The sequence below is a fragment of the Xenophilus sp. genome, from assembly GCF_044462705.1.
Classification (GTDB): Bacteria; Pseudomonadota; Gammaproteobacteria; order Burkholderiales; family Burkholderiaceae_C; genus Xenophilus; species Xenophilus azovorans.
Genome location: NZ_JBIQNC010000098.1, coordinates 1 through 18,341 on the forward strand (window position 1 = coordinate 1; position 18,341 = coordinate 18,341).

An 18,341-nucleotide genomic window follows, 5' to 3' on the forward strand; every position below is an offset into this window, starting at 1 on the left:
GCGCGCCGTACCCGAGCCGATCCTCAACCGCATGAACGTGTTCGAGATCGAGGCGCCCTCGCCCGAGCAGGCGCGGCGCATCGCGCGCAACCTGTACGCCTCCATCCGCGGCGAGCACGACTGGGGCCGCCAGTTCGCCGCCGAGCCGGCCGACGACCTGCTCGACACGCTGGCCGCGCTGGCCCCGCGCGAGATGCGGCGCGCGCTGATGACCGGCTTCGGCAACGCCCGCCTGGACCGCCGCGAGCACGTGCAGGTGGACGACCTGCCGCGCAGCCCCGGCGCCGCGCGCGGGCGCATCGGCTTCGTGCAGTAGCGCGCCGGGGGCGGCCGAGCCGCTATCCTCTCGGGCGCCGCGGCCGGCCTTCCTCCGGCGGCCGGGCAGCCCGATGTCCCTCACCGAAAGCCTGCTCGTCATCGCCGCGCTGATCGCCGCCGGCGCCTTCTTCTCGCTGGCCGAGATCGCCCTGGCCGCCGCCCGGCGGCTGCGGCTGCGCCAGCTCGCCGACGAGGGCGACGCCCGGGCGCAGCAGGTGCTGGCGCTGCAGCAGCAGCCGGGCCACTACTTCACGGTGGTGCAGATCGGGGTGAACGCCATCGCCATCCTGGGCGGCGTGCTGGGCGAAGGGGCGCTGACGCCCTACTTCGCCGAGCTGTTCGCCCTGTGGTGGGAGCCCGCCACCGCGCAGCGGGCCGCCTTCGCCGCCTCCTTCGTCACCATCATCGCGGCCTTCCTCGTCTTCTCCGACCTGTTCCCCAAGCGCCTGGGCATGAACGACCCGGAGCGCCTGGCGATGCGCATCGTGCGCCCGATGCGCTGGCTGATCACGCTGCTGATGCCGCTGGCCTGGCTGTTCACCCGCTGCACCGACCAGCTCTTCCGCCTGCTGGGCCTGCCCGTCGAGCGCGAGGACAAGATCACCTCGGCCGACATCCTGGCGATGACCGAGGCCGGCGCCCAGGCCGGCGTGCTGGCGCTGCGCGAGCAGCAGGTGATCGCCAACGTGTTCGAGCTGGACACGCGCCTGGTCAGCAGCGTGATGACGCCGCGCGAGCGCGTGGTCTGGCTGCACCACGACGACACCGACACCCTGCTGCGCGCGCGCATCCTGGCCGAGCCTTTCTCGGCCTACCCGGTGTGCGAGGGCGACATCGACCACGTGCTGGGCTACGTGGACGCCAAGGACATGTTCCAGCGCGTGCTGGGCGGCCAGCCACTGGACCTGGCCAAGGGCCTGCCGCTGCACCGCGCGCTGGTGATCCCCGACCGGCTGACGCTGACCGAGGTGCTGGAGCAATTCCGCCAGGCGCACGAGGACTTCGCCATCGTCGTCAACGAGTACAGCCTGGTGGTGGGCGTAATCACCCTCAACGACGTGATGAGCACCGTGATGGGCGACCTGGTGCCGGCTTCGGACGACGAGCCGCAGATCGTGCAGCGCGACGCGAACTCCTGGCTGGTCGACGGTGTCACGCCGATCCAGGACGTGCAGCGCGCGCTGGGCCTGGACGCCCTGCCGCACGCCGACGAGTACGAAACGCTGGCCGGCTTCCTGATGGTGATGCTGCGCCGCGTGCCCAAGCGCACCGACCGCGTGCGCTGGGGCGGTTTCAGCTTCGAGGTGATGGACGTCGACGCGCACCGCATCGACCAGGTGATGGTCACGCGCGACCAGGGCTCGACGGCGGCCGAGCCTTGACCGGATTCGCGTTCAAGCGACACACACCGCTCGGGCTGAGCTTGTCGAAGCCTCGCGCAACGCTTCGACAAGCTCAGCGTGAACGGGTTGTCGTATGAGCCGCCGGGGACACGCTCAGCCGCGCTTGAAGAAGGCCTGCACCAGCTTCACCCAATAGCTCGCGCCGATGGGCAGCAGCGCGTCGTTGAAGTCGTAGTTGGGGTTGTGCAGCTCGCACGGGCCCATGCCCTCGTAGGGCGACTCGCGGTGCGCGCCCTCGCCGTTGCCCAGGAACAGGTAGCAGCCGGGCACACGCTCCAGGTAGAAGGAGAAGTCCTCGGCGCCGCCGTGCTGCGGCGTATCGGCCGTCACCCGCCCGGCGCCGAAGGCATCGCGCGCCACCTGCATTGCGAACTCGGTCGGCTCGGGCCAGTTCACCAGCGGCGGGTAGGCGCGGTGGAAGTGCAGCTCGCCGCTGCCGCCGTGCACCTGCGGCAGCGTCTCGGCCACGCGGCGCATCTGGTGCTCGATGTCGTCCAGCACCTGGGTGCTGAAGGTGCGCACGGTGCCGCGGATCACCGCCTCGCCGGGCAGCACGTTGTAGGCGTCGCCGGCGTGGATCTGCGTGATGCTGAGCACGGCGATGTCGATCGGGTTCTTGTGGCGCGAGATCAGCGTCTGCAGCACGCCCACCATCTCGGCCGCGATGACGATGGTGTCGACCGCCTTGTGCGGTTGCGCCGCATGGCCGCCGGTGCCGCGCACGGTGATGTCGAAGCGGTTGCTGGAAGCCATCGCCGGCCCCTTGCGGAAGGCGAAGTGGCCGGCCGCGAAGCCCGGCATGTTGTGCATGCCGTAGATCTCGTCGCAGGGGAAGCGCTCGAACAGGCCGTCGTCGATCATGGCCTTGGCGCCGGCGTTGCCGCCCTCCTCGGCCGGCTGGAAGACGAAGTGCACCGTGCCGGCGAAGTCGCGGTGCCGCGCGAGGTGCTTGGCCGCCGCCAGCAGCATGGTGGTGTGGCCGTCGTGGCCGCAGCCGTGCATGCGGCCCGGGTGCTTCGAGGCGTGGGCGAAGCGGTTGTGCTCGGGCATGGGCAGCGCGTCCATGTCGGCGCGCAGGCCGAGGCGGCGCTCGGCAGCGCCTTCTGTGCGCTGCCCCGTGCCGCGCAGCACCCCGACCACCCCGGTGCGGCCCAGGCCGCGGTGCACCTCCAGGCCGTACTGCTCGAGCTGCGCGGCGACCAGCTCGGACGTGCGGTGCTCCTCGAAGGCCAGCTCCGGGTGCGCGTGGATGTCGCGCCGCAGCGCGGTGAAGGCGGCCTGTTCGGCCTCGATGTCGGCGATCAACGTCATTCAGCGGCTCCCGGCGGGCAGTTCGGATCGGACGAAGGCGGCCAGCTCCTGCGCCACCTCGGTCAACGCGGCCTGCAGCGCGCCGAAGCCGGCGCTGCGCTCGCGCGTGGCCTCGTCCATGTACAGGCCGCGGTGCACCTCGACCTGCAGGCTGTGGCGGCGCTCGGCGGGGCGGCCCAGGCGGGCGATCAGCGCCACGCCCTTGAAGGGGTCGTTGAGTGCCACGGAGAAACCCCGCTTGCGCAGCGCCTGCGCCACCGCGTCGGTGAAGGCCGGCGACGCGGTCGTGCCGTCGCGGTCGCCGAGCACGAAGTCGGCCAACGGCTTGTCGGTGCGAATGCCCAGGCTCTCGTACGAGTCGGCAGGCATGGAGTGCAGGTTCAGGTGCCACACCGCGCCGAAGCGATCGTAGGCGCCCTCGATCTGCTCGCGCATGGCCGCGTGGTAGGGGGCGTGGTAGTCGGCGATGCGCTGCTGCACCTCGGCCACGCTCAGCTTGCGCTGGTAGATGGGGTTCAGGCCGTTCTTGCCGGCGTCGCGCCAGATCAGGCCGATGCCCAGCCGCGTCTTCTCGCTGGGCTGCAGCGGCCCGGGCCAGGGCTCGGCCAGCATGGCCGGGTCGATGTCCTCCACCTCGCGGTTCGGGTCGATGTAGGAACGCGGGAACTCGGCGGCGAGCAGCGTGGCACCGACGCCCGGCAGCGCCTGCCACAGCACATGGACGTCGGTGTCCTCGCCCTTGCGCAGCAGTTCGAAGGGCAGCGCGAAGCCAAAATCGGCCGGGTAGCGGGTGCCGCTGTGCGGCGAATCGCACACCAGCGGCAGCGCCTCGGCTTCGGGCAGGCGCAGCGTGTAGGGGGCGAAGGGGCCGGGCACGTCGCGCTGGACGGCGTTGGAGGGATTGGCGGCAGGGGTGGTCATGGCGTGTCGTCCAGATGGCAGGCGCTGCGGTGGCCGGGGCCGCGCTGGCGCAGCAGCGGGGCCTCCACCTGGCAGCGGGGCATGGCGTGCGGGCAGCGCGGGTGGAAGGCGCAGCCCGGTGGCGGCGCCAGCGGCGAGGGCAGCTCGCCCTGGATCGGGCGGTAGTCGCGCCGACGTGCATCGAGCGTCGGCAGCTCGGCCAGCAGCGCGCGGGTGTAGGGGTGCTGCGGCCCGCGGAAGACCACGTCGGTGGGCGCCTCCTCGACGATGCGGCCCAGGTACATGATGACCACGCGGTCCGACACATGGCCCACCACGCCCAGGTTGTGGCTGACGAAGAGGTAGGTCAGGTCCAGCTCGCGCCGCAGCGCCAGGAACAGGTTCAGCACCTGGGCCTGGATCGACACGTCCAGCGCCGCCACCGCCTCGTCGCACACGATGAGCTGGGGCCTCAGCGCCAGCGCGCGCGCGATGCCGATGCGCTGGCGCTGCCCGCCCGAGAACTGGTGCGGGTAGCGCTGCGCGTAGTCCGGATCGAGCCCCACCTGCTCCAGCAGCCGGGCCACGTGCTCGGCCTTGCGCGCCGCCGGCACCAGGCCGTGCACCACCGGCGCCTCGCCCACGATGTCCAGCACCCGCATGCGCGGGTTGAGCGAGGCCATCGGGTTCTGGAAGATCATCTGCACGCCCAGCGCATAGGCCTTGCGCTCGCGCGGCGCCATGTCGGCCACGCGCCGGCCCTGGTAGCGCAGCTCGCCGGCCGAGGGCGGCATCACGCCGGCGATCATCCGGCCCAGGGTGGACTTGCCGCAGCCGGACTCGCCCACCACGCCCACCACCTCGCCGCGCCGCACGGCGAGGTCGACGTCGCTGACGGCATGCACCACGCTGGGCCGCTGGCGCGCGCCCAGCAGGTTGGCCAGGCGCGCGGCCACGTCCAGCGGCTGCTCGAAGCGCTTGCTCAGGCCGCGCAGTTCCAGCAGGGATGCGTCGCTGCCGGCAGCCACGGCAGGCGCTGCGTCCATCACGGCATCGGCACTCATGCCACTTCCTCCAGCGGATGCCAGCAGCGCAGCCGGCGCACGTCCGCCGGCGCCGCGTCGGCGGGGCCGGCGGACGTGACGCCGGGCGCCTCGCGGCAGCGCGCGTCGGCCCGGCCGCAGCGCGGATGGAAGGCGCAGCCGGGCGGCAGGTGCAGCAGCGAGGGCGTCATGCCGGGGATCTGGCGCAGCAGTTGCCCGTGCGTCTCGCGCGAAGGGATGGAGTCGATCAGCCCGCGCGTGTACGGATGCGCCGGGTGCCGGATCACGTCGGCCGCAGGGCCGCTCTCGACCACGCGCCCGGCGTACATCACGGCGATGCGCGTGGCCAGCGCCGACACCACGGCCAGGTCGTGCGAGATCCAGATCATGGCGGTGCCGGTGTCGCGGCACAGCTTCTGCACCTCGTACAGGATCTGCGCCTGGATGGTCACGTCCAGCGCCGTGGTGGGCTCGTCGGCGATGATCAGTCGCGGCCGGTTGAGCAGCGCGATGGCGATCGCCACCCGCTGGCGCATGCCGCCCGAGAGCTGGTGCGGGTAGGCCGAGAGGCGCTCGTCGGGCGCCGGGATGCCGACCTGCGCCAGCACCTCGCGCGCGCGGGCGCGCGCCGCGGCGCGGCTGACGCGCTCGTGCGCCTGGATGGCCTCGATCATCTGCGTGTCGACCCGCAGCACGGGGTTGAGCGTCATCATCGGATCCTGGAAGATCATCGCGATCTCCCTGCCCCGCAGTTGCCGCAGCCGCTGCGCGCTGGCGCCCACCAGCGGCTCGCCCAGGTAGCGGATCTGGCCCGCCACGATGCGGCCCGGCTCGTCCACCAGGCCGATGATCGAGAAGCCGGTGATGCTCTTGCCCGAGCCCGATTCGCCCACCAGCCCCAGCACCTCGCCGGCATCGACCGACAGGTCCACACCGTCCACCGCCTTGACCACGCCGCCGTGGGTGAAGAAGTGCGTGCACAGGCCCTCGACGGCCAGCACGGGAGAAGAAGGCGATGCGGCGGACGAACTCATGCTTCAGCGCGCATGGTGCGGGTTGAGCAGGTCGCGCAGGTGGTCGCCGACCAGGTTCAGCCCGATGATCGCGACCGCCAGCGCGATGCCGGGGAAGAAGGAGATCCAGTAGTGCCCCGAGAGCATGAACTCGAAGCCGTTGGAGATCAGCATGCCCAGCGAGGGCTCGGTCACCGGCACGCCCACGCCCAGGAAGGACAGGGTGGACTCCAGCGCGATGGCGTGCGCCAGGTCGATGGTGGCGATGACGATCAGCGGCGGCATGCAGTTGGGCAGCATGTGGCGCATCAGCACGCGCGGCCAGCCGAGCGACATGCACTGCGCCGCCTCCACGTACTCCTTGGCCCGCTCCACCAGCGCAGCGCCGCGCGCCGCGCGCGCGAAGTAGGCCCACTGCACGATGATGAGGGCGATGATCACCTTGTCCACGCCCTTGCCCAGGATGGCCAGCAGGATCAGCGCCACCAGGATGGCGGGGAAGGAGAGCTGGATGTCGACGATGCGCATCAGCAGCGCATCCACCCAGCCGCCGAAGTAGGCCGCCACCAGCCCGACCACGCTGCCGATGGCCAGCGCCGCCAGCACCGAGACGCCGCCCACCACCAGGCTGGTGCGCAGGCCGTAGAAGATGGCCGAGAGCAGGTCGCGCGCCTGGCCGTCGGTGCCCAGCCAGTAGGTGATCGCGCCGTCGGCGCTGTGGCTGCCCGGCGGCAGCTTGGAGTCGAAGATGTCCAGCTTGCCGATGTCGTAGGGGTTCTGCGGCGCGATCCACGGCGCCAGCACCGCCACGAAGACGGTGACGACCAGCAGCACCAGGCCCAGCACCGCCAGCCGGTTGGCCAGGAACTCGCGGCGCAGGCGCTGCCAGGGTGTCTCGGGCTTCGGCGGCACCGGCGCCGCATCGGCCGTGAGCACAGCAGGTTCGCTCATGCCTTCGCCTCCTGCAGCCGCACGCGCGGGTCGAGCACCGAGTAGAGGATGTCCACCAGCAGGTTCACCATCACCAGGAAGAACACGATCAGGATCAGGTAGGCCACCACCACCGGGCGGTCGAGCGTGATGATGGAGTCGAGCAGCAGCTTGCCCATGCCGGGCCAGGCGAAGATGGTCTCGGTCACCACCGCGAAGGCCACCACCTGCCCGAACTCCAGCCCGAACACGGTGACGATCGGGATCAGGATGTTCTTGAGCAGGTGCACGCGCAGGATGCGCCCCCATGTGAGGCCCTTGGCCTGCGCGAACTTGATGTAGTCCATGGGCAGCGCCTCGCGTGTGGCGGCGCGGGTCACGCGGATGATCAGCGCGCACTTGGCCATGGCGATGGTCAGCGCCGGCAGCAGGATGCGCGACCAGCCGTCCAGCGTCAGGATGCTCAGCGACAGCGGCCCGAGCTGCGCCACCTGGCCGCGCCCGCTGGCCGGCAGCCAGCCCAGGTATACGGCGAACACCATGATCAGCATCAGCCCGACCCAGAAGTTGGGCAGCGAGAAGCCCAGCACCGAGCCGGTCATGATGCCGCGCGTGCTCCAGGCCGTGGGCTTGAGCCCGGCCCAGATGCCCAGCGGCACGCCTACCAGCAGCGCCATCAGCATGGCCACGCAGGCCAGCTCCAGCGTGGCCGGCATGCGCTCGAGGATCAGGCCCATGGCCGGCTGCCCGGTGAGGAAGCTGCGGCCGAAGTCCAGCCGCAGGGCATGCGACATGAACACCGCGTACTGTTCCAGCAGCGGGCGATCCAGGCCGAAGTTGCGGCGGATCTCCTCGCGGTCCAGCTCGGTGGCCTCGGGGCTGGCCATCATCGAGACCGGGTCGCCGACCACGTACAGGCCGACGAACACCAGCCCCGACATCACGGCCATGACCAGCAGGGCCTGCAGCAGGCGCCGGATGATGAAGGTAAGCATCGCGGGAAGCCGGGGCGCGCGGCAGGCCGCCGCCCCTGGGGGCTCAGTTGGCCTGGGTGGCGTACTGGACCATCGTCTGCTGGTCGGCCCGGCCCTGGAAGCGCACGTTCTTCTTCATCGCCCACACCGAGTGCTCGAAGTGGATCGGCAGCATGGCGAAGTCGGCCATCGCGATCTCGCTGGCGCGCGCCAGCGCCGCGGCGCGAGCGCCGTCGTTCATCATGGCCGCGGAGCTTTCGACCAGCTTGTCCATCTCCGGGTTGGAGTAGCGGCTGCGGTTGGTGGTGCCCACGCCCCTGTCCTTGTCGGGCGTGACCAGCAGGGAGTTGAGCGTGTTGGACATCTCGCCCGTGGCCGTGCCCCAGCCGGCCATGTAGGCGCTGTAGGCGTAGGAATCGCGGTTCTTGAAGAACACGGCGGGCGCGTTGGCGTCGATGCTGGTCTTCACGCCGACGCGCGTCCACATCGCCGCGATCGTCTGCGCCACCTTGCTGTCGTTGATGTAGCGGCCGTTGGGCGTGCCCAGCACCATCGTGAAGCCGTTGGGATAGCCGGCCTCCTTCAGCAGCGCCTTGGCCTTGTCGGGATCGGCCTTGGCCGCCTTGGTCAGCTTGTCGCTGGCGCCGAACATCGGATAGGGCAGCAGCTGCGCCGCCGGGGTGGCCACGCCGCCCATGACGCGCGCCACCAGCGCCTCGCGGTCGATCGCCAGCGACAGCGCCTCGCGCACGCGCTTGTCCAAGAGCGGGTTCTTGCCGCCGGTGTCGGTGATGCCGGGCGACGGCGCACCGTGCTGGTCGAGCGCGACGTAGATGACGCGGTTGGAGGCCTTGGTCTCGACACGCAGCTTCGGGTCCTTCTTGAGCCGCTCCAGGTCGTCGGTCGGCGGGTCCTCGATCAGGTCCACGTCGCCGGCCAGCAGCGCGGCCACGCGCGCGGCCGGGTTGCTGATGGGCCGGTAGATGACCTTGTCCCAGGCCGGCTTGGGGCCCCAGTAGTGCGGATTGCGCTCGAACACGATCTCGGCGCCGCGCTTCCACGACACGAACTTGTAGGGGCCGGCGCCGACCAGGCCGTTGCCCGAGTTCAGCTCGGTGGTGGTCTTGCCCTCGGGCGCGCTGCCGGCCATGGCCTTGGCCGACATGATGGGCAGGCCGACCATGTTGATCGCCAGCAGCGGATAGGGCTCGGAGGTGGTGATGCGCACCGTGAGCGGATCGACCGCCTCCACCTTCTCCACCTTCTGCAGGTAGACCTTGAAGGACGACGGGCTGTTGGGCACCTTGGGCACGCGGTTGAGCGTGAACACGACGTCGTCGGCCGTCAGCGGGCTGCCGTCGGAGAACTTCACGTTGGGCCGCAGCTTGAAGGTCCAGACCTTGCCGTCGGCCTTCCAGGACTCGGCCACGCAGGGCTTGGGCACCAGGTCGGCGTCGCCGCACACCAGCGGGTCGAACAGCGTCTGCGACAACTGGATGTTCGGCGTCAGCGCGTGGTACTGCGGGTCCATCGACGTGGGCTCGGTCTTCAGCGCCACCACCAGGTCCCTGGCTTGCGCCGTGCCCATGGCGGCGCCGGTGGCGGCTGCGGCCAGCGCGAGCATCGCGGGATTCAAGAAACGCCGACGGCCTGCAATTCGCATGGATCAGTTCTCCGGGAAGATGGAAAGACGGATGCGAAGGGGCCAAGCAAAAACGGCGCCAGCCCCCTTGAGGCCAATGAGGATACGAGGCGTGCAGCCGCCGCGTTCCCCGTGTTAACCCGGCGCGTTCAGGCCGGCGGCGCGCGATGGTCGAAGCGGTAGGTACGCTGGTTGGCGAACACCGCGTTGGGGTACGGCGCACGGCCGCGGCTGCCGTTGTAGCGGCCCAGCGCCATGAACAGGTCGCCGCGCTCGCGGTCGATGTAGTGGCGCAGGATCACGCAGCCGAAGCGCAGGTTGGTCTGCATGTGGAACAGCACCGCCGGGTTGCCGTCGCCGATGACGCGCGTCCAGAACGGCATCACCTGCATCAGCCCGCGCGCGCCGGCGCTGGAGACGGCGAACTTGCGGAAGTTGCTCTCGACCTGGATCAGGCCCAGCACCAGGCTGACGTCGAGCCCGGCGCGGCGCGATTCGTACCAGATGGTCTGCAGCAGCTCGAAGCGCGTGCGCCGGTCGGGCACCTTGCGCCGGATGCGCTCGCCCATCTCGCCGAGCCAGCGCAGGTAGCCCAGGCGCGACTCGGTGTCGTCGAACTCGGGCACCGGCGGCGCCTTGTTGTGGATGGCCGAGGACAGCGCCGTGCGCACGGAATCGGCCAACGGCTCCTCGATCTGGGCGCCGGCGAGCGCCCAGTCCGGCAGCGCCAGCGCCGCCGGCAGCGCGGCCGTGCGCAGCAGCCAACGGCGGCGCGACGCATCTTGCGCGCGCTGAGCGCTCATACCGCCAGCCGGTCCTTCACGAAGGCGACGGCCTCGGCTGCGGGCACCTTGGTGGCAGACGCGTCGCGGCGATGCTGGTACTCCACCACACCGTCCTTCAGGCCCTTGTCGCCGATGGTGATGCGATGGGGCACGCCGATCAGCTCCCAGTCGGCGAACATGGCGCCCGGGCGTTCGTTGCGATCGTCCAGGATCACGTCCACGCCCGCGGCCAGCAATTCGGCGTAGATCCGCTCGGCCTCCTGCTTCACCGCCTCGCTGCGGTCCATGCCGATGGGGCACACGACCACCGTGAAGGGCGCGATCGCGTCGGGCCAGATGATCCCGCGCTCGTCGTGGTTCTGCTCGATGGCCGCGGCCGGCAGGCGCGTGATGCCGATGCCGTAGCAGCCCATCTCCATGAAGCGCGGCTTGCCGTCCTCTTCGAGGAAGGTGGCGTTCATCGCCTTGCTGTACTTGGTGCCGAGGTAGAACACGTGGCCCACCTCGATGCCGCGCTCGATGGCCAGCACGCCCTTGCCGTCCGGCGACGGATCGCCCGCGACCACGTTGCGCAGGTCGGCCACCAGCGCGGGCTCGGGCAGGTCGCGGCCCCAGTTCACGCCGGTGATGTGGAAGTCGGGCTCGTTCGCGCCGCAGATCCAGTCGGCCATCACCGCCACCTCGCGGTCGGCCACCAGTTTCACCGGCTTGCGCAGGTTCAGCGGCCCGAGGTAGCCGGGCTTGCAGCCGAAGTGCTCCTCGATCTCGGCCAGCGTGGCGAAGCGCCAGCCGCCCTCGAAGCCCGGCAGCTTGCCGACCTTCACCTCGTTCATGTCGTGGTCTCCGCGCAGCAGCAGCAGCCAGACCTGCGCACCCTTCGGCCGGCCGGCCTCGTCCACTTCATCGGTCGCCAGCACCAGCGACTTGACGGTGGTGGACAGCGGCACGCCCAGCAGCTCGGCCACGTCGGCGCAGGTGGCCTTGCCGGGCGTCGGCGTCTTGGTCAGCGGCTTCGAGGCGGCCGGACGCGGGCCGGCGGGCGCCAGCGCCTCGGCCTTCTCCATGTTGGCGGCGTAGTCGCTGTCGGGGCAGTAGACGATCGCGTCCTCGCCCGTGGCGGCGATCACCTGGAACTCCTCGGACAGATCGCCGCCGATGGCGCCGCTGTCGGCCGCCACCGCGCGGTAGCGCAGGCCGAAGCGGTCGAAGGCGCGCCGGTACGCCTGGGCCATGACGTGGTAGCTGGCCTTGGCGGATTCGGCGTCGCGGTCGAAGCTGTAGGCGTCCTTCATGATGAATTCGCGCCCGCGCATCAGGCCGAAGCGCGGCCGCCGCTCGTCCCGGAACTTGGTCTGGATCTGGTAGAAGTTCCGCGGCAGTTGCTTGTAGCTGCGGATCTCCTGGCGCGCGATGTCGGTCACCACCTCCTCGCTGGTGGGCTGCACGACGAAGTCGCGCTCGTGCCGGTCCCGGATGCGCAGCAGCTCGGGGCCCATCTTCTCGAAGCGGCCGGTCTCCTGCCACAGCTCGGCCGGCTGCACCACCGGCATGGTCAGCTCGATTGCGCCGGCGCGGTTCATCTCCTCGCGCACGATGGCCTCGACCTTCCGGATCACCCGAAGGCCCATCGGCATGTAGGAGTAGATGCCGGCGCCCAGCTTCTTGATCATCCCGGCACGGGTCATGAGGCGGTGGCTGGCCACCTCGGCATCGGCCGGTGCTTCCTTGAGGGTGGAGACGAGGAATCGGGACGCTTTCATCGGTCGCGGTCGCAAATGCTGCAGTGGAAAAAGCAAGGGCCGCTGGCGCGGCCCCCTGAAGGCTCCGGAAGGGTCCGAACTGGTGCAGCCAGCATGCATCTATGCATAATCGAACCAGTTCAAGAATTGGGGTTTGATTATGCTTGACCGGGACGGCTTCAGGCCGAACGTCGGCATCATCCTGCTCAACCAGAAAAACCAGGTCTTTTGGGGCAAGCGCATCCGCACCCATTCCTGGCAGTTTCCGCAAGGCGGGATCGATCGGGGCGAGACACCCGAACAGGCGATGTTCCGGGAGCTCCACGAGGAAGTGGGGCTGCTGCCCGAGCACGTGCGCATCGTCGCGCGCACCCGCGACTGGCTGCGCTACACGGTGCCCGAGCGCTACATCCGCCGCGACGCCCGCGGCTTCTACAAGGGCCAGAAGCAGATCTGGTACCTGCTGCAGTTCGTCGGCCACGACTGGGACCTGAACCTGCGCGCGACCAGCCACCCCGAGTTCGACGCCTGGCGCTGGCACGACTACTGGGTGCCGCTGGACGTGGTGGTCGAGTTCAAGCGCGGCGTCTACGAGATGGCGCTGACCGAGCTGGCCCGCTTCCTGCCGCGGCAGGACACGCGCAACCGCTTCCTGCGCGGCGGCATGCGCGGCCGCCCGGCCGACCGTGCGCCGCGCACGCCGCCGGCCGCCGAACCCGGCTATGAACTTCCCCCGGGGGCGACCTTCGACCCCGATCCCAACTCCTCCGTCATCGAGCATGCTCCTCCGTCACCCGCGGCTGCGCCCGCAACGTCGTCCCCTCCCCTGGTCGTTCCTCCTGCGCGCTAGCGCCGCCGTGGCGCTGGCCGCGTTGGTGCCGGCCGGCGGCGCGTGGGCGGAAGATGCGCGCGCGCGCATCGAGCGCGGCGAGAACCCGCACATGTCCAACTACGAAGCGCCGGAATGGAAGGAGGCGGAGGTCCCTCCGCCACCGCAGTTCGAGGTCGGCCGGCTGATGGCGCTCGAGATGCCGCCCTACATGTCGCTGAAGTTCGGGGTCGACCCCAAGACCATCACGATCGCGCCCGACGGCGTGGTGCGCTACGTGGTGGTGGCCTACCGCGACGGCAGCGACACGGTCAACGCCTTCTACGAGGGGGTGCGCTGCTCCAGCGAGGAGTACAAGACCTACGCGCGCTACACCGGCAGCGGCTGGAGCACGGTTCCTGCGTCCGAGTGGAAGCGCATCGACGACCGCAATTCCATCTACACCGCCGAACTGGCGCGGCAGTCACTGTGCCAGGGCCATGCACCCCGTGGCTCGGTGAACGACATGCTGCGCGAGCTTCGGCGGCCGGAAACCCAAGGCTACTGACGCCACCGCAGGAAAGTCAGGCGCCGCGCACCATCAGCACGAGGTTGTCGCGGTGCACCATCTCCGGCTCGCCGGCGTAGCCGAGCAGCCGCTCGAACTCGCCGGAAGGCTTGCGGCACAGCAGGCGCGCCTCGGCACTCGAATAGTTGGCCAGCCCACGCGCCAGCTCCACCCCCTGCGGGTCGCGCACCGCGATGACGTCGCCGCGCGAGAAGTCGCCTTCGACGCCCACCATCCCGATCGGCAGGAGGCTCTTGCCCTCGGAGCGCACCTTGGCCGCCGCGCCGGCGTCGACCGTGACCGCGCCGCGCAACTGCAGGTGGTCGGCCATCCAGCGCTTGCGCGCCTGGTGCTTGGCGGTCTGCGCGACCAGCAGGGTGCCGATCGCCTCGCCGCGCGCCAGGCGCAGCAGCGCGTCGGGCTCGCGGCCCCAGGCGATCACGGTGGATGCACCCGAGCCCGCCGCCCGCTTCGCCGCCAGGATCTTGGTCAGCATGCCGCCGCGGCCGATGCTGGAGCCGGCGCCGCCGGCCATCGCCTCCAGTGCAGGGTCGCCGGCCTGGCCGACATGCACGAAGCGCGCGTCGGGGTGGCTGCGCGGGTCGGCGGTGAACAGGCCCTTCTGGTCGGTGAGGATGACCAGCGCATCGGCCTCCACCAGGTTGGCCACCAGTGCGCCGAGGGTGTCGTTGTCGCCGAACTTGATCTCGTCGTTGACCACCGTGTCGTTCTCGTTGATGACCGGCACGACGTTCAGGTCGAGCAGCGTGAGCAGCGTGGAGCGCGCGTTGAGGTAGCGCTCGCGGTCGGCCAGGTCGCCGTGCGTGAGCAGCACCTGCGCGCTGCCCAGGCCGTTCTCGCGCAGCTTGGTCTCGTACATCTGCGCCAGGCCCATCTGCCCGACGGCGGCGGCGGCCTGCAGTTCGTTGATCTCCTTGGGCCGGGCGGTCCAACCCAGGCGCTTCATGCCCTCGGCGACGGCACCGCTGGACACCATGACCACCTCGCGCCCCGCCTTGACCAGCCCCGCCAGCTGGCGGCACCACTCCCCGATGGCGCGCTCGTCCAGGCCGCGGCCCTCGTTGGTCACCAGGCTGGAGCCCACCTTGACCACGATGCGGCGGGCATCACGCAGCACGGCGGAGGAGGAAGTGTCGGAAGTCATCTTCTCGGAAAGCGGAATCAATCGGCCGGGCGGCTGAAGCGCGGGTCGAGATCGGCCGGCGCAGGCGGCTGCTCGGCCTGCTGCTGCGAGCGCACCTGCTGGTAGGCCGCCTGCATCAGCGGCTCGCAACCCTCGCGCGTCAAGGCCGAGATCTCGAACACCGGCCCCTTGAAGCGCAGCCGCCTGACGAAGTCCTTGACCTTCGCCGCACGCTCCTCTTCGGGGATCATGTCCAGCTTGTTGAGCACCAGCCAGCGCGGCTTGCGGTACAGCGCCTCGTCGTACTTCTTCAGCTCCGCGACGATCGCCTTCGCCTGTGCCACCGGGTCGACGCCCTCGTCGAAGGGCGCCAGATCCACCACGTGCAGCAGCAGCCGGGTGCGCTGCAGGTGGCGCAGGAAGAGGTGGCCCAGGCCGGCCCCCTCGGAGGCGCCCTCGATCAGCCCGGGCAGGTCTGCCACCACGAAGCTCTGCTCCGGCCCGATGCGCACCACCCCGAGGTTCGGGTGCAGGGTGGTGAAGGGGTAGTCGGCAATGCGCGGCCGCGCATTGGAGACGGCGCTGATCAGCGTGGACTTGCCGGCGTTGGGCATGCCCAGCAGGCCGACGTCGGCCAGCACCTTCAGTTCCAGCTTCAGGCTCCTGCGCTCGCCGGGCCAGCCGGGCGTCTTCTGCCGCGGCGCCCGGTTGATGGAGGACTTGAAGCGCAGGTTGCCGAAACCGCCGTCGCCGCCCTTGGCCAGCGTCACGGTCTCGCCGGGCGTCAGCAACTCGTGCAGCACCTCGCCCGTCTCGGCGTCGGTGACGATGGTGCCCACCGGCATGCGCAGCGTGACGTCGTCGCCCGCCGCGCCGAACATGTCGGAACCCATGCCGTGCTGCCCGCGCCTGGCCTCGTGGCGGCGCGCATAGCGAAAGTCGACGAGCGTGTTGAGGTTCGGGTCGGCCACCGCGAGCACGTGCCCGCCCCGGCCGCCGTCGCCGCCGTCGGGCCCGCCGAACTCCTTGAACTTCTCATGCCGGAACGACACGCAGCCATTGCCCCCGTCGCCGGCGGCGACGTCGATGAAGGCTTCGTCGACGAACTTCATGATCGGTCCAGTTTAAGAATCAGACCCCAGAAACGGGAAAGCCCCGGCGAGCGGGGCTTTCGAAAGGGCCGTGAAAGTCCTTCCGTGATGCGTCAGACCGGGGTCACGCTCACGGTGTGCTTGTTCAGCGCACCCTTGGTCGAGAACGAGATACGGCCGTCGACCAGCGCGAACAGCGTGTGGTCTTTGCCGACGCCGACGTTCGTGCCGGCATGCAGGCGGGTACCGCGCTGGCGCACGATGATCGAACCGGCGCTCACGACCTGGCCGCCGTAGGCCTTCACGCCGAGCATCTTGGGCTTCGAGTCGCGCCCGTTGCGGGTGGAACCGCCACCTTTTTTCTGTGCCATGGTGTCTTGCTCCTCTGGGAATCAGCCAGCGATGGCGCCGATCTGCAGTTCGGTGAACTGCTGGCGATGGCCCTGGTGCTTCTGATAGTGCTTGCGACGGCGCAGCTTGAAGATGCGCACCTTGTCATGCTTGCCGTGCGACAGCACGGTGGCCGTCACGGTGGCGCCGGACACCAGGGGCGTACCGACCCGGATGCCGCTGCCGTCGCCGACGGCCAGCACCTGATCGATCACGATTTCCTGGCCAACGTCCGCAGCAATCTGTTCTACCTTGATCTTTTCGCCAGCGGCAACGCGATACTGCTTGCCGCCGGTTTTTATGACCGCGTACATGGGAAATCCTCTCGGGGAAATGAAAACGCTCCGCGGCTCATTCCGCGAAGCCCTCCATGATAGCACGGCCAGCCCCGAACGACCAGGCACACCGCGGCGGGCCGGCATGCCTCCCTATAATTTCCCTTCGCCCGTCCCTACCCCCTACCGCCGGCACCGGCGCATACCTTTGTCCGACTCTCCCGCCCCGCCTGCAGACCGCTCCGTCCTGGACCTGATCGCCGACGACATGGCGGAAGTGGACAAGGTCATCGCAGCGCGCCTGCAGACCGCCGTGCCGCTGGTCAGCCAGGTGTCGCGCTACATCATCGCCGCCGGAGGCAAGCGCCTGCGCCCGGCCCTCCTGCTGCTCATGAGCGGCGCACTGGGCTACCGCGGGGCACAGCGATTCAATCTGGCCGCGGTGGTGGAGTTCATCCACACCGCCACCCTGCTGCACGACGACGTGGTGGACGAATCCACCCTGCGCCGCGGCCGGCCGACCGCCAACGAGTCCTTCGGCAATGCCGCCAGCGTGCTGGTGGGCGACTTCCTGTACTCGCGCGCCTTCCAGATGATGCTGGATGCCCGCGACATGCGGGTGATGGAGATCCTGGCCGACGCCACCAACGTGATCGCCGAGGGCGAGGTGCTGCAGCTCATGAACATGGGCGACGCCTCCCTGGACGAGCAGGCCTACCTGCACGTGATCCGCTCCAAGACCGCCAAGCTGTTCGAGGCGAGCACCCGGCTGGCCGCCGTGCTGGCCGGCGTGCCGCGCGAGGTCGAGGATGCCTGCGCGCTCTACGGCCAGGCGCTGGGCACGGCCTTCCAGGTCGTGGACGACGTCCTGGACTACGCCGGCGACGCCACGGAAACGGGCAAGAACCTGGGCGACGACCTGCGCGAGGGCAAGACCACCCTGCCGCTCATCTTCGCGATGCAGCGTGGCCGTCCCGAGCAAAGCGCGCTGGTGCGCAGCGCCATCGAGACGGGCGACGTGGACAAGTTGCCGCAACTGGTGGCCATCGTGCGCGAAACAGGCGCGCTGGAAGCCACACGCCGGTCCGCTGCTGCAGAAGCACAGCGCGCGGTCGATGCGATTTCGGGGCTGCCCGCGAATTCGCACACAAAAGCTTTGCTACAATTAGCGGCTCAGTTGCTCGAGCGTCGCGCCTAAGTTACCCAACGAAAGCACGAGTCCGTCACATCTGGCAACCATCGGGGTGTAGCTTAGCCTGGTAGAGCGCTACGTTCGGGACGTAGAGGCCGGAGGTTCGAATCCTCTCACCCCGACCAATCGAGGCCATGTAATGCCAAATGCTTCGCACAACTGTTGCGGGCTGACAATTTACAGGGCCGGGTCGATCAGCGATGATCGTGATTCAATTTTCACGATTTCTTACATCTGCTGAATGGCTGCCGCCGATCCCATCGCCAAGGAAAGCGCTTCCGTCGCCCTGCCCGGGCTGGCACGTGCGCTGATCTCGGCCGGCAAGCTCCAGGCCAAGGCAGCCGAGGAGATATACCAGAAATCGCGCACCGGCCGCACCAGCTTCATCGCTGAGCTCACGGGCACGGGCGCCGTGTCTGCCGCCGACCTGGCGCATACGCTGTCCAACGCCTTCGGTGCCCCGCTGCTGGACCTGGACGCCATCGACCCGCAGCGCCTGCCCAAGGACCTGCTGGACGCCAAGCTGTGCCAGTCCTACCGCGTCGTCGTGCTGGGCAAGCGCAACAACCGGTTGATCGTCGCCACGGCCGACCCCTCCGACCAGCAGGCGGTCGAAAAGATCAAGTTCGCGTCGCAGATGGGCGTGGACTGGGTCATCGCGGAGTACGACAAGCTCTCGCGCATGGTCGAAGCCGCTGCAGCCAGCGCGGCCGAGGCCATCGACAGCATCGTCGGCGCAGAGTTCGAGTTCGACGACGTCTCGACCGAGAGTGCGGACACCTCCGACCAGTCCATCGCCGAGGTGGAAGACGCTC

At 69.6% G+C, this 18,341-nt stretch carries 17 protein-coding genes, 1 tRNA gene and 2 pseudogenes; 7 read left to right on the plus strand and 13 right to left on the minus strand.

The genetic code is table 11. The features are described 5' to 3' along the window. Both ACIY1X_RS15200 and ACIY1X_RS15205 read left to right on the plus strand, forming a co-directional pair. Positions 1–316: pseudogene (locus ACIY1X_RS15200) on the plus strand (AAA family ATPase); the annotation flags it as partial. 73 nt (positions 317–389) lie between these two features. Then, on the plus strand, positions 390–1,700 hold the full coding sequence (locus ACIY1X_RS15205) for a hemolysin family protein (RefSeq protein WP_399681896.1): 1,311 nt from the start codon (positions 390–392) through the stop codon (positions 1,698–1,700). Between the two features lie 114 nt (positions 1,701–1,814). On the opposite strand, the gene ACIY1X_RS15210 is transcribed toward ACIY1X_RS15205, so the two are convergent. The 9 genes from ACIY1X_RS15210 to ACIY1X_RS15250 all read right to left on the minus strand — a co-directional run bounded on the left by ACIY1X_RS15210 (position 1,815) and on the right by ACIY1X_RS15250 (position 12,079). After that, on the minus strand, positions 1,815–3,032 hold the full coding sequence (locus tag ACIY1X_RS15210; protein WP_399681898.1) for a M20 aminoacylase family protein: 1,218 nt from the start codon (positions 3,030–3,032) through the stop codon (positions 1,815–1,817). Beyond that, a complete protein-coding gene (locus ACIY1X_RS15215) occupies positions 3,033–3,953 on the minus strand; it encodes an N-formylglutamate amidohydrolase (protein WP_399681900.1) in 921 nt (306 codons plus the stop codon). Beyond that, positions 3,950–4,996: an ABC transporter ATP-binding protein gene (locus ACIY1X_RS15220; protein ID WP_399681903.1), complete on the minus strand. Its 1,047-nt coding sequence runs from the start codon at positions 4,994–4,996 to the stop codon at positions 3,950–3,952. The genes ACIY1X_RS15215 and ACIY1X_RS15220 overlap by 4 nt, the downstream gene beginning before the upstream one ends. After that, a complete protein-coding gene (locus tag ACIY1X_RS15225; RefSeq protein WP_399681905.1) occupies positions 4,993–6,009 on the minus strand; it encodes an ABC transporter ATP-binding protein in 1,017 nt (338 codons plus the stop codon). Before ACIY1X_RS15225 ends, ACIY1X_RS15220 begins: the two co-directional genes overlap by 4 nt. A gap of 3 nt (positions 6,010–6,012) precedes the next feature. Further along, positions 6,013–6,939, minus strand: coding sequence for an ABC transporter permease (locus ACIY1X_RS15230; protein ID WP_399681908.1), 927 nt, complete (start codon positions 6,937–6,939; stop codon positions 6,013–6,015). Continuing rightward, the gene (locus tag ACIY1X_RS15235; RefSeq protein ID WP_399681910.1) at positions 6,936–7,913 is read right to left on the minus strand and encodes an ABC transporter permease; all 978 of its coding nucleotides are present in this window, start codon (positions 7,911–7,913) and stop codon (positions 6,936–6,938) included. The genes ACIY1X_RS15230 and ACIY1X_RS15235 overlap by 4 nt, the downstream gene beginning before the upstream one ends. A 43-nt stretch (positions 7,914–7,956) precedes the next feature. After that, the gene (locus ACIY1X_RS15240; RefSeq protein WP_399681913.1) at positions 7,957–9,516 is read right to left on the minus strand and encodes an ABC transporter substrate-binding protein; all 1,560 of its coding nucleotides are present in this window, start codon (positions 9,514–9,516) and stop codon (positions 7,957–7,959) included. Positions 9,517–9,683: 167 nt separating this feature from the next. Beyond that, positions 9,684–10,337: a lytic transglycosylase domain-containing protein gene (locus tag ACIY1X_RS15245; protein WP_399681914.1), complete on the minus strand. Its 654-nt coding sequence runs from the start codon at positions 10,335–10,337 to the stop codon at positions 9,684–9,686. Further along, positions 10,334–12,079 (minus strand): proline--tRNA ligase, encoded by a 1,746-nt coding sequence (locus tag ACIY1X_RS15250; protein ID WP_399681917.1) that lies wholly within the window; start codon positions 12,077–12,079, stop codon positions 10,334–10,336. The genes ACIY1X_RS15245 and ACIY1X_RS15250 overlap by 4 nt, the downstream gene beginning before the upstream one ends. Before the next feature lie 139 nt (positions 12,080–12,218). Between ACIY1X_RS15250 and ACIY1X_RS15255 the strand changes: the two genes are divergently transcribed. Both ACIY1X_RS15255 and ACIY1X_RS15260 read left to right on the plus strand, forming a co-directional pair. Continuing rightward, on the plus strand, positions 12,219–12,908 hold the full coding sequence (locus ACIY1X_RS15255; RefSeq protein WP_399681918.1) for an RNA pyrophosphohydrolase: 690 nt from the start codon (positions 12,219–12,221) through the stop codon (positions 12,906–12,908). 91 nt (positions 12,909–12,999) lie between these two features. Further along, the gene (locus ACIY1X_RS15260) at positions 13,000–13,434 is read left to right on the plus strand and encodes a CNP1-like family protein (protein ID WP_084217101.1); all 435 of its coding nucleotides are present in this window, start codon (positions 13,000–13,002) and stop codon (positions 13,432–13,434) included. Positions 13,435–13,450: 16 nt separating this feature from the next. Here the strand turns inward: ACIY1X_RS15260 and proB are convergent, their stop codons facing one another. The 4 genes from proB to rplU all read right to left on the minus strand — a co-directional run bounded on the left by proB (position 13,451) and on the right by rplU (position 16,373). Next, on the minus strand, positions 13,451–14,599 hold the full coding sequence (gene proB, locus ACIY1X_RS15265) for a glutamate 5-kinase (RefSeq protein ID WP_399681920.1): 1,149 nt from the start codon (positions 14,597–14,599) through the stop codon (positions 13,451–13,453). Between the two features lie 17 nt (positions 14,600–14,616). Beyond that, a complete protein-coding gene (gene cgtA, locus ACIY1X_RS15270; protein ID WP_399681923.1) occupies positions 14,617–15,690 on the minus strand; it encodes an Obg family GTPase CgtA in 1,074 nt (357 codons plus the stop codon). A gap of 92 nt (positions 15,691–15,782) precedes the next feature. Beyond that, positions 15,783–16,040, minus strand: coding sequence for a 50S ribosomal protein L27 (rpmA, locus tag ACIY1X_RS15275; protein ID WP_038209663.1), 258 nt, complete (start codon positions 16,038–16,040; stop codon positions 15,783–15,785). Positions 16,041–16,061: 21 nt separating this feature from the next. Beyond that, complete coding sequence (gene rplU, locus ACIY1X_RS15280) at positions 16,062–16,373, minus strand: 50S ribosomal protein L21 (protein ID WP_399681926.1); 312 nt, start codon at positions 16,371–16,373, stop codon at positions 16,062–16,064. A gap of 229 nt (positions 16,374–16,602) precedes the next feature. On the opposite strand from rplU, the gene ACIY1X_RS15285 reads away from it, so the two are divergent. The 3 genes and pseudogenes from ACIY1X_RS15285 to ACIY1X_RS15295 form a co-directional block, all read left to right on the plus strand. Further along, entirely contained in the window at positions 16,603–17,532 is a 930-nt protein-coding gene (locus ACIY1X_RS15285) for a polyprenyl synthetase family protein (protein WP_399681928.1), read from the plus strand. 42 nt (positions 17,533–17,574) lie between these two features. Then, positions 17,575–17,651, plus strand: a tRNA-Pro gene (locus ACIY1X_RS15290). A gap of 116 nt (positions 17,652–17,767) precedes the next feature. Next, positions 17,768–18,341 (plus strand): annotated as a pseudogene (locus tag ACIY1X_RS15295) (type IV-A pilus assembly ATPase PilB); the annotation flags it as partial.

Coding starts and splice junctions, on each gene's coding strand:
- ACIY1X_RS15205 (WP_399681896.1), top strand. CDS start 390: ATGTCCCTCACCGAAAGCCTGCTCGTCATCGCCGCGCTGATCGCCGCC.
- ACIY1X_RS15210 (WP_399681898.1), bottom strand. CDS start 3,032: ATGACGTTGATCGCCGACATCGAGGCCGAACAGGCCGCCTTCACCGCG.
- ACIY1X_RS15215 (WP_399681900.1), bottom strand. CDS start 3,953: ATGACCACCCCTGCCGCCAATCCCTCCAACGCCGTCCAGCGCGACGTG.
- ACIY1X_RS15220 (WP_399681903.1), bottom strand. CDS start 4,996: ATGAGTGCCGATGCCGTGATGGACGCAGCGCCTGCCGTGGCTGCCGGC.
- ACIY1X_RS15225 (WP_399681905.1), bottom strand. CDS start 6,009: ATGAGTTCGTCCGCCGCATCGCCTTCTTCTCCCGTGCTGGCCGTCGAG.
- ACIY1X_RS15230 (WP_399681908.1), bottom strand. CDS start 6,939: ATGAGCGAACCTGCTGTGCTCACGGCCGATGCGGCGCCGGTGCCGCCG.
- ACIY1X_RS15235 (WP_399681910.1), bottom strand. CDS start 7,913: ATGCTTACCTTCATCATCCGGCGCCTGCTGCAGGCCCTGCTGGTCATG.
- ACIY1X_RS15240 (WP_399681913.1), bottom strand. CDS start 9,516: ATGCTCGCGCTGGCCGCAGCCGCCACCGGCGCCGCCATGGGCACGGCG.
- ACIY1X_RS15245 (WP_399681914.1), bottom strand. CDS start 10,337: ATGAGCGCTCAGCGCGCGCAAGATGCGTCGCGCCGCCGTTGGCTGCTG.
- ACIY1X_RS15250 (WP_399681917.1), bottom strand. CDS start 12,079: ATGAAAGCGTCCCGATTCCTCGTCTCCACCCTCAAGGAAGCACCGGCC.
- ACIY1X_RS15255 (WP_399681918.1), top strand. CDS start 12,219: ATGCTTGACCGGGACGGCTTCAGGCCGAACGTCGGCATCATCCTGCTC.
- ACIY1X_RS15260 (WP_084217101.1), top strand. CDS start 13,000: ATGTCCAACTACGAAGCGCCGGAATGGAAGGAGGCGGAGGTCCCTCCG.
- proB (WP_399681920.1), bottom strand. CDS start 14,599: ATGACTTCCGACACTTCCTCCTCCGCCGTGCTGCGTGATGCCCGCCGC.
- cgtA (WP_399681923.1), bottom strand. CDS start 15,690: ATGAAGTTCGTCGACGAAGCCTTCATCGACGTCGCCGCCGGCGACGGG.
- rpmA (WP_038209663.1), bottom strand. CDS start 16,040: ATGGCACAGAAAAAAGGTGGCGGTTCCACCCGCAACGGGCGCGACTCG.
- rplU (WP_399681926.1), bottom strand. CDS start 16,373: ATGTACGCGGTCATAAAAACCGGCGGCAAGCAGTATCGCGTTGCCGCT.
- ACIY1X_RS15285 (WP_399681928.1), top strand. CDS start 16,603: ATGGCGGAAGTGGACAAGGTCATCGCAGCGCGCCTGCAGACCGCCGTG.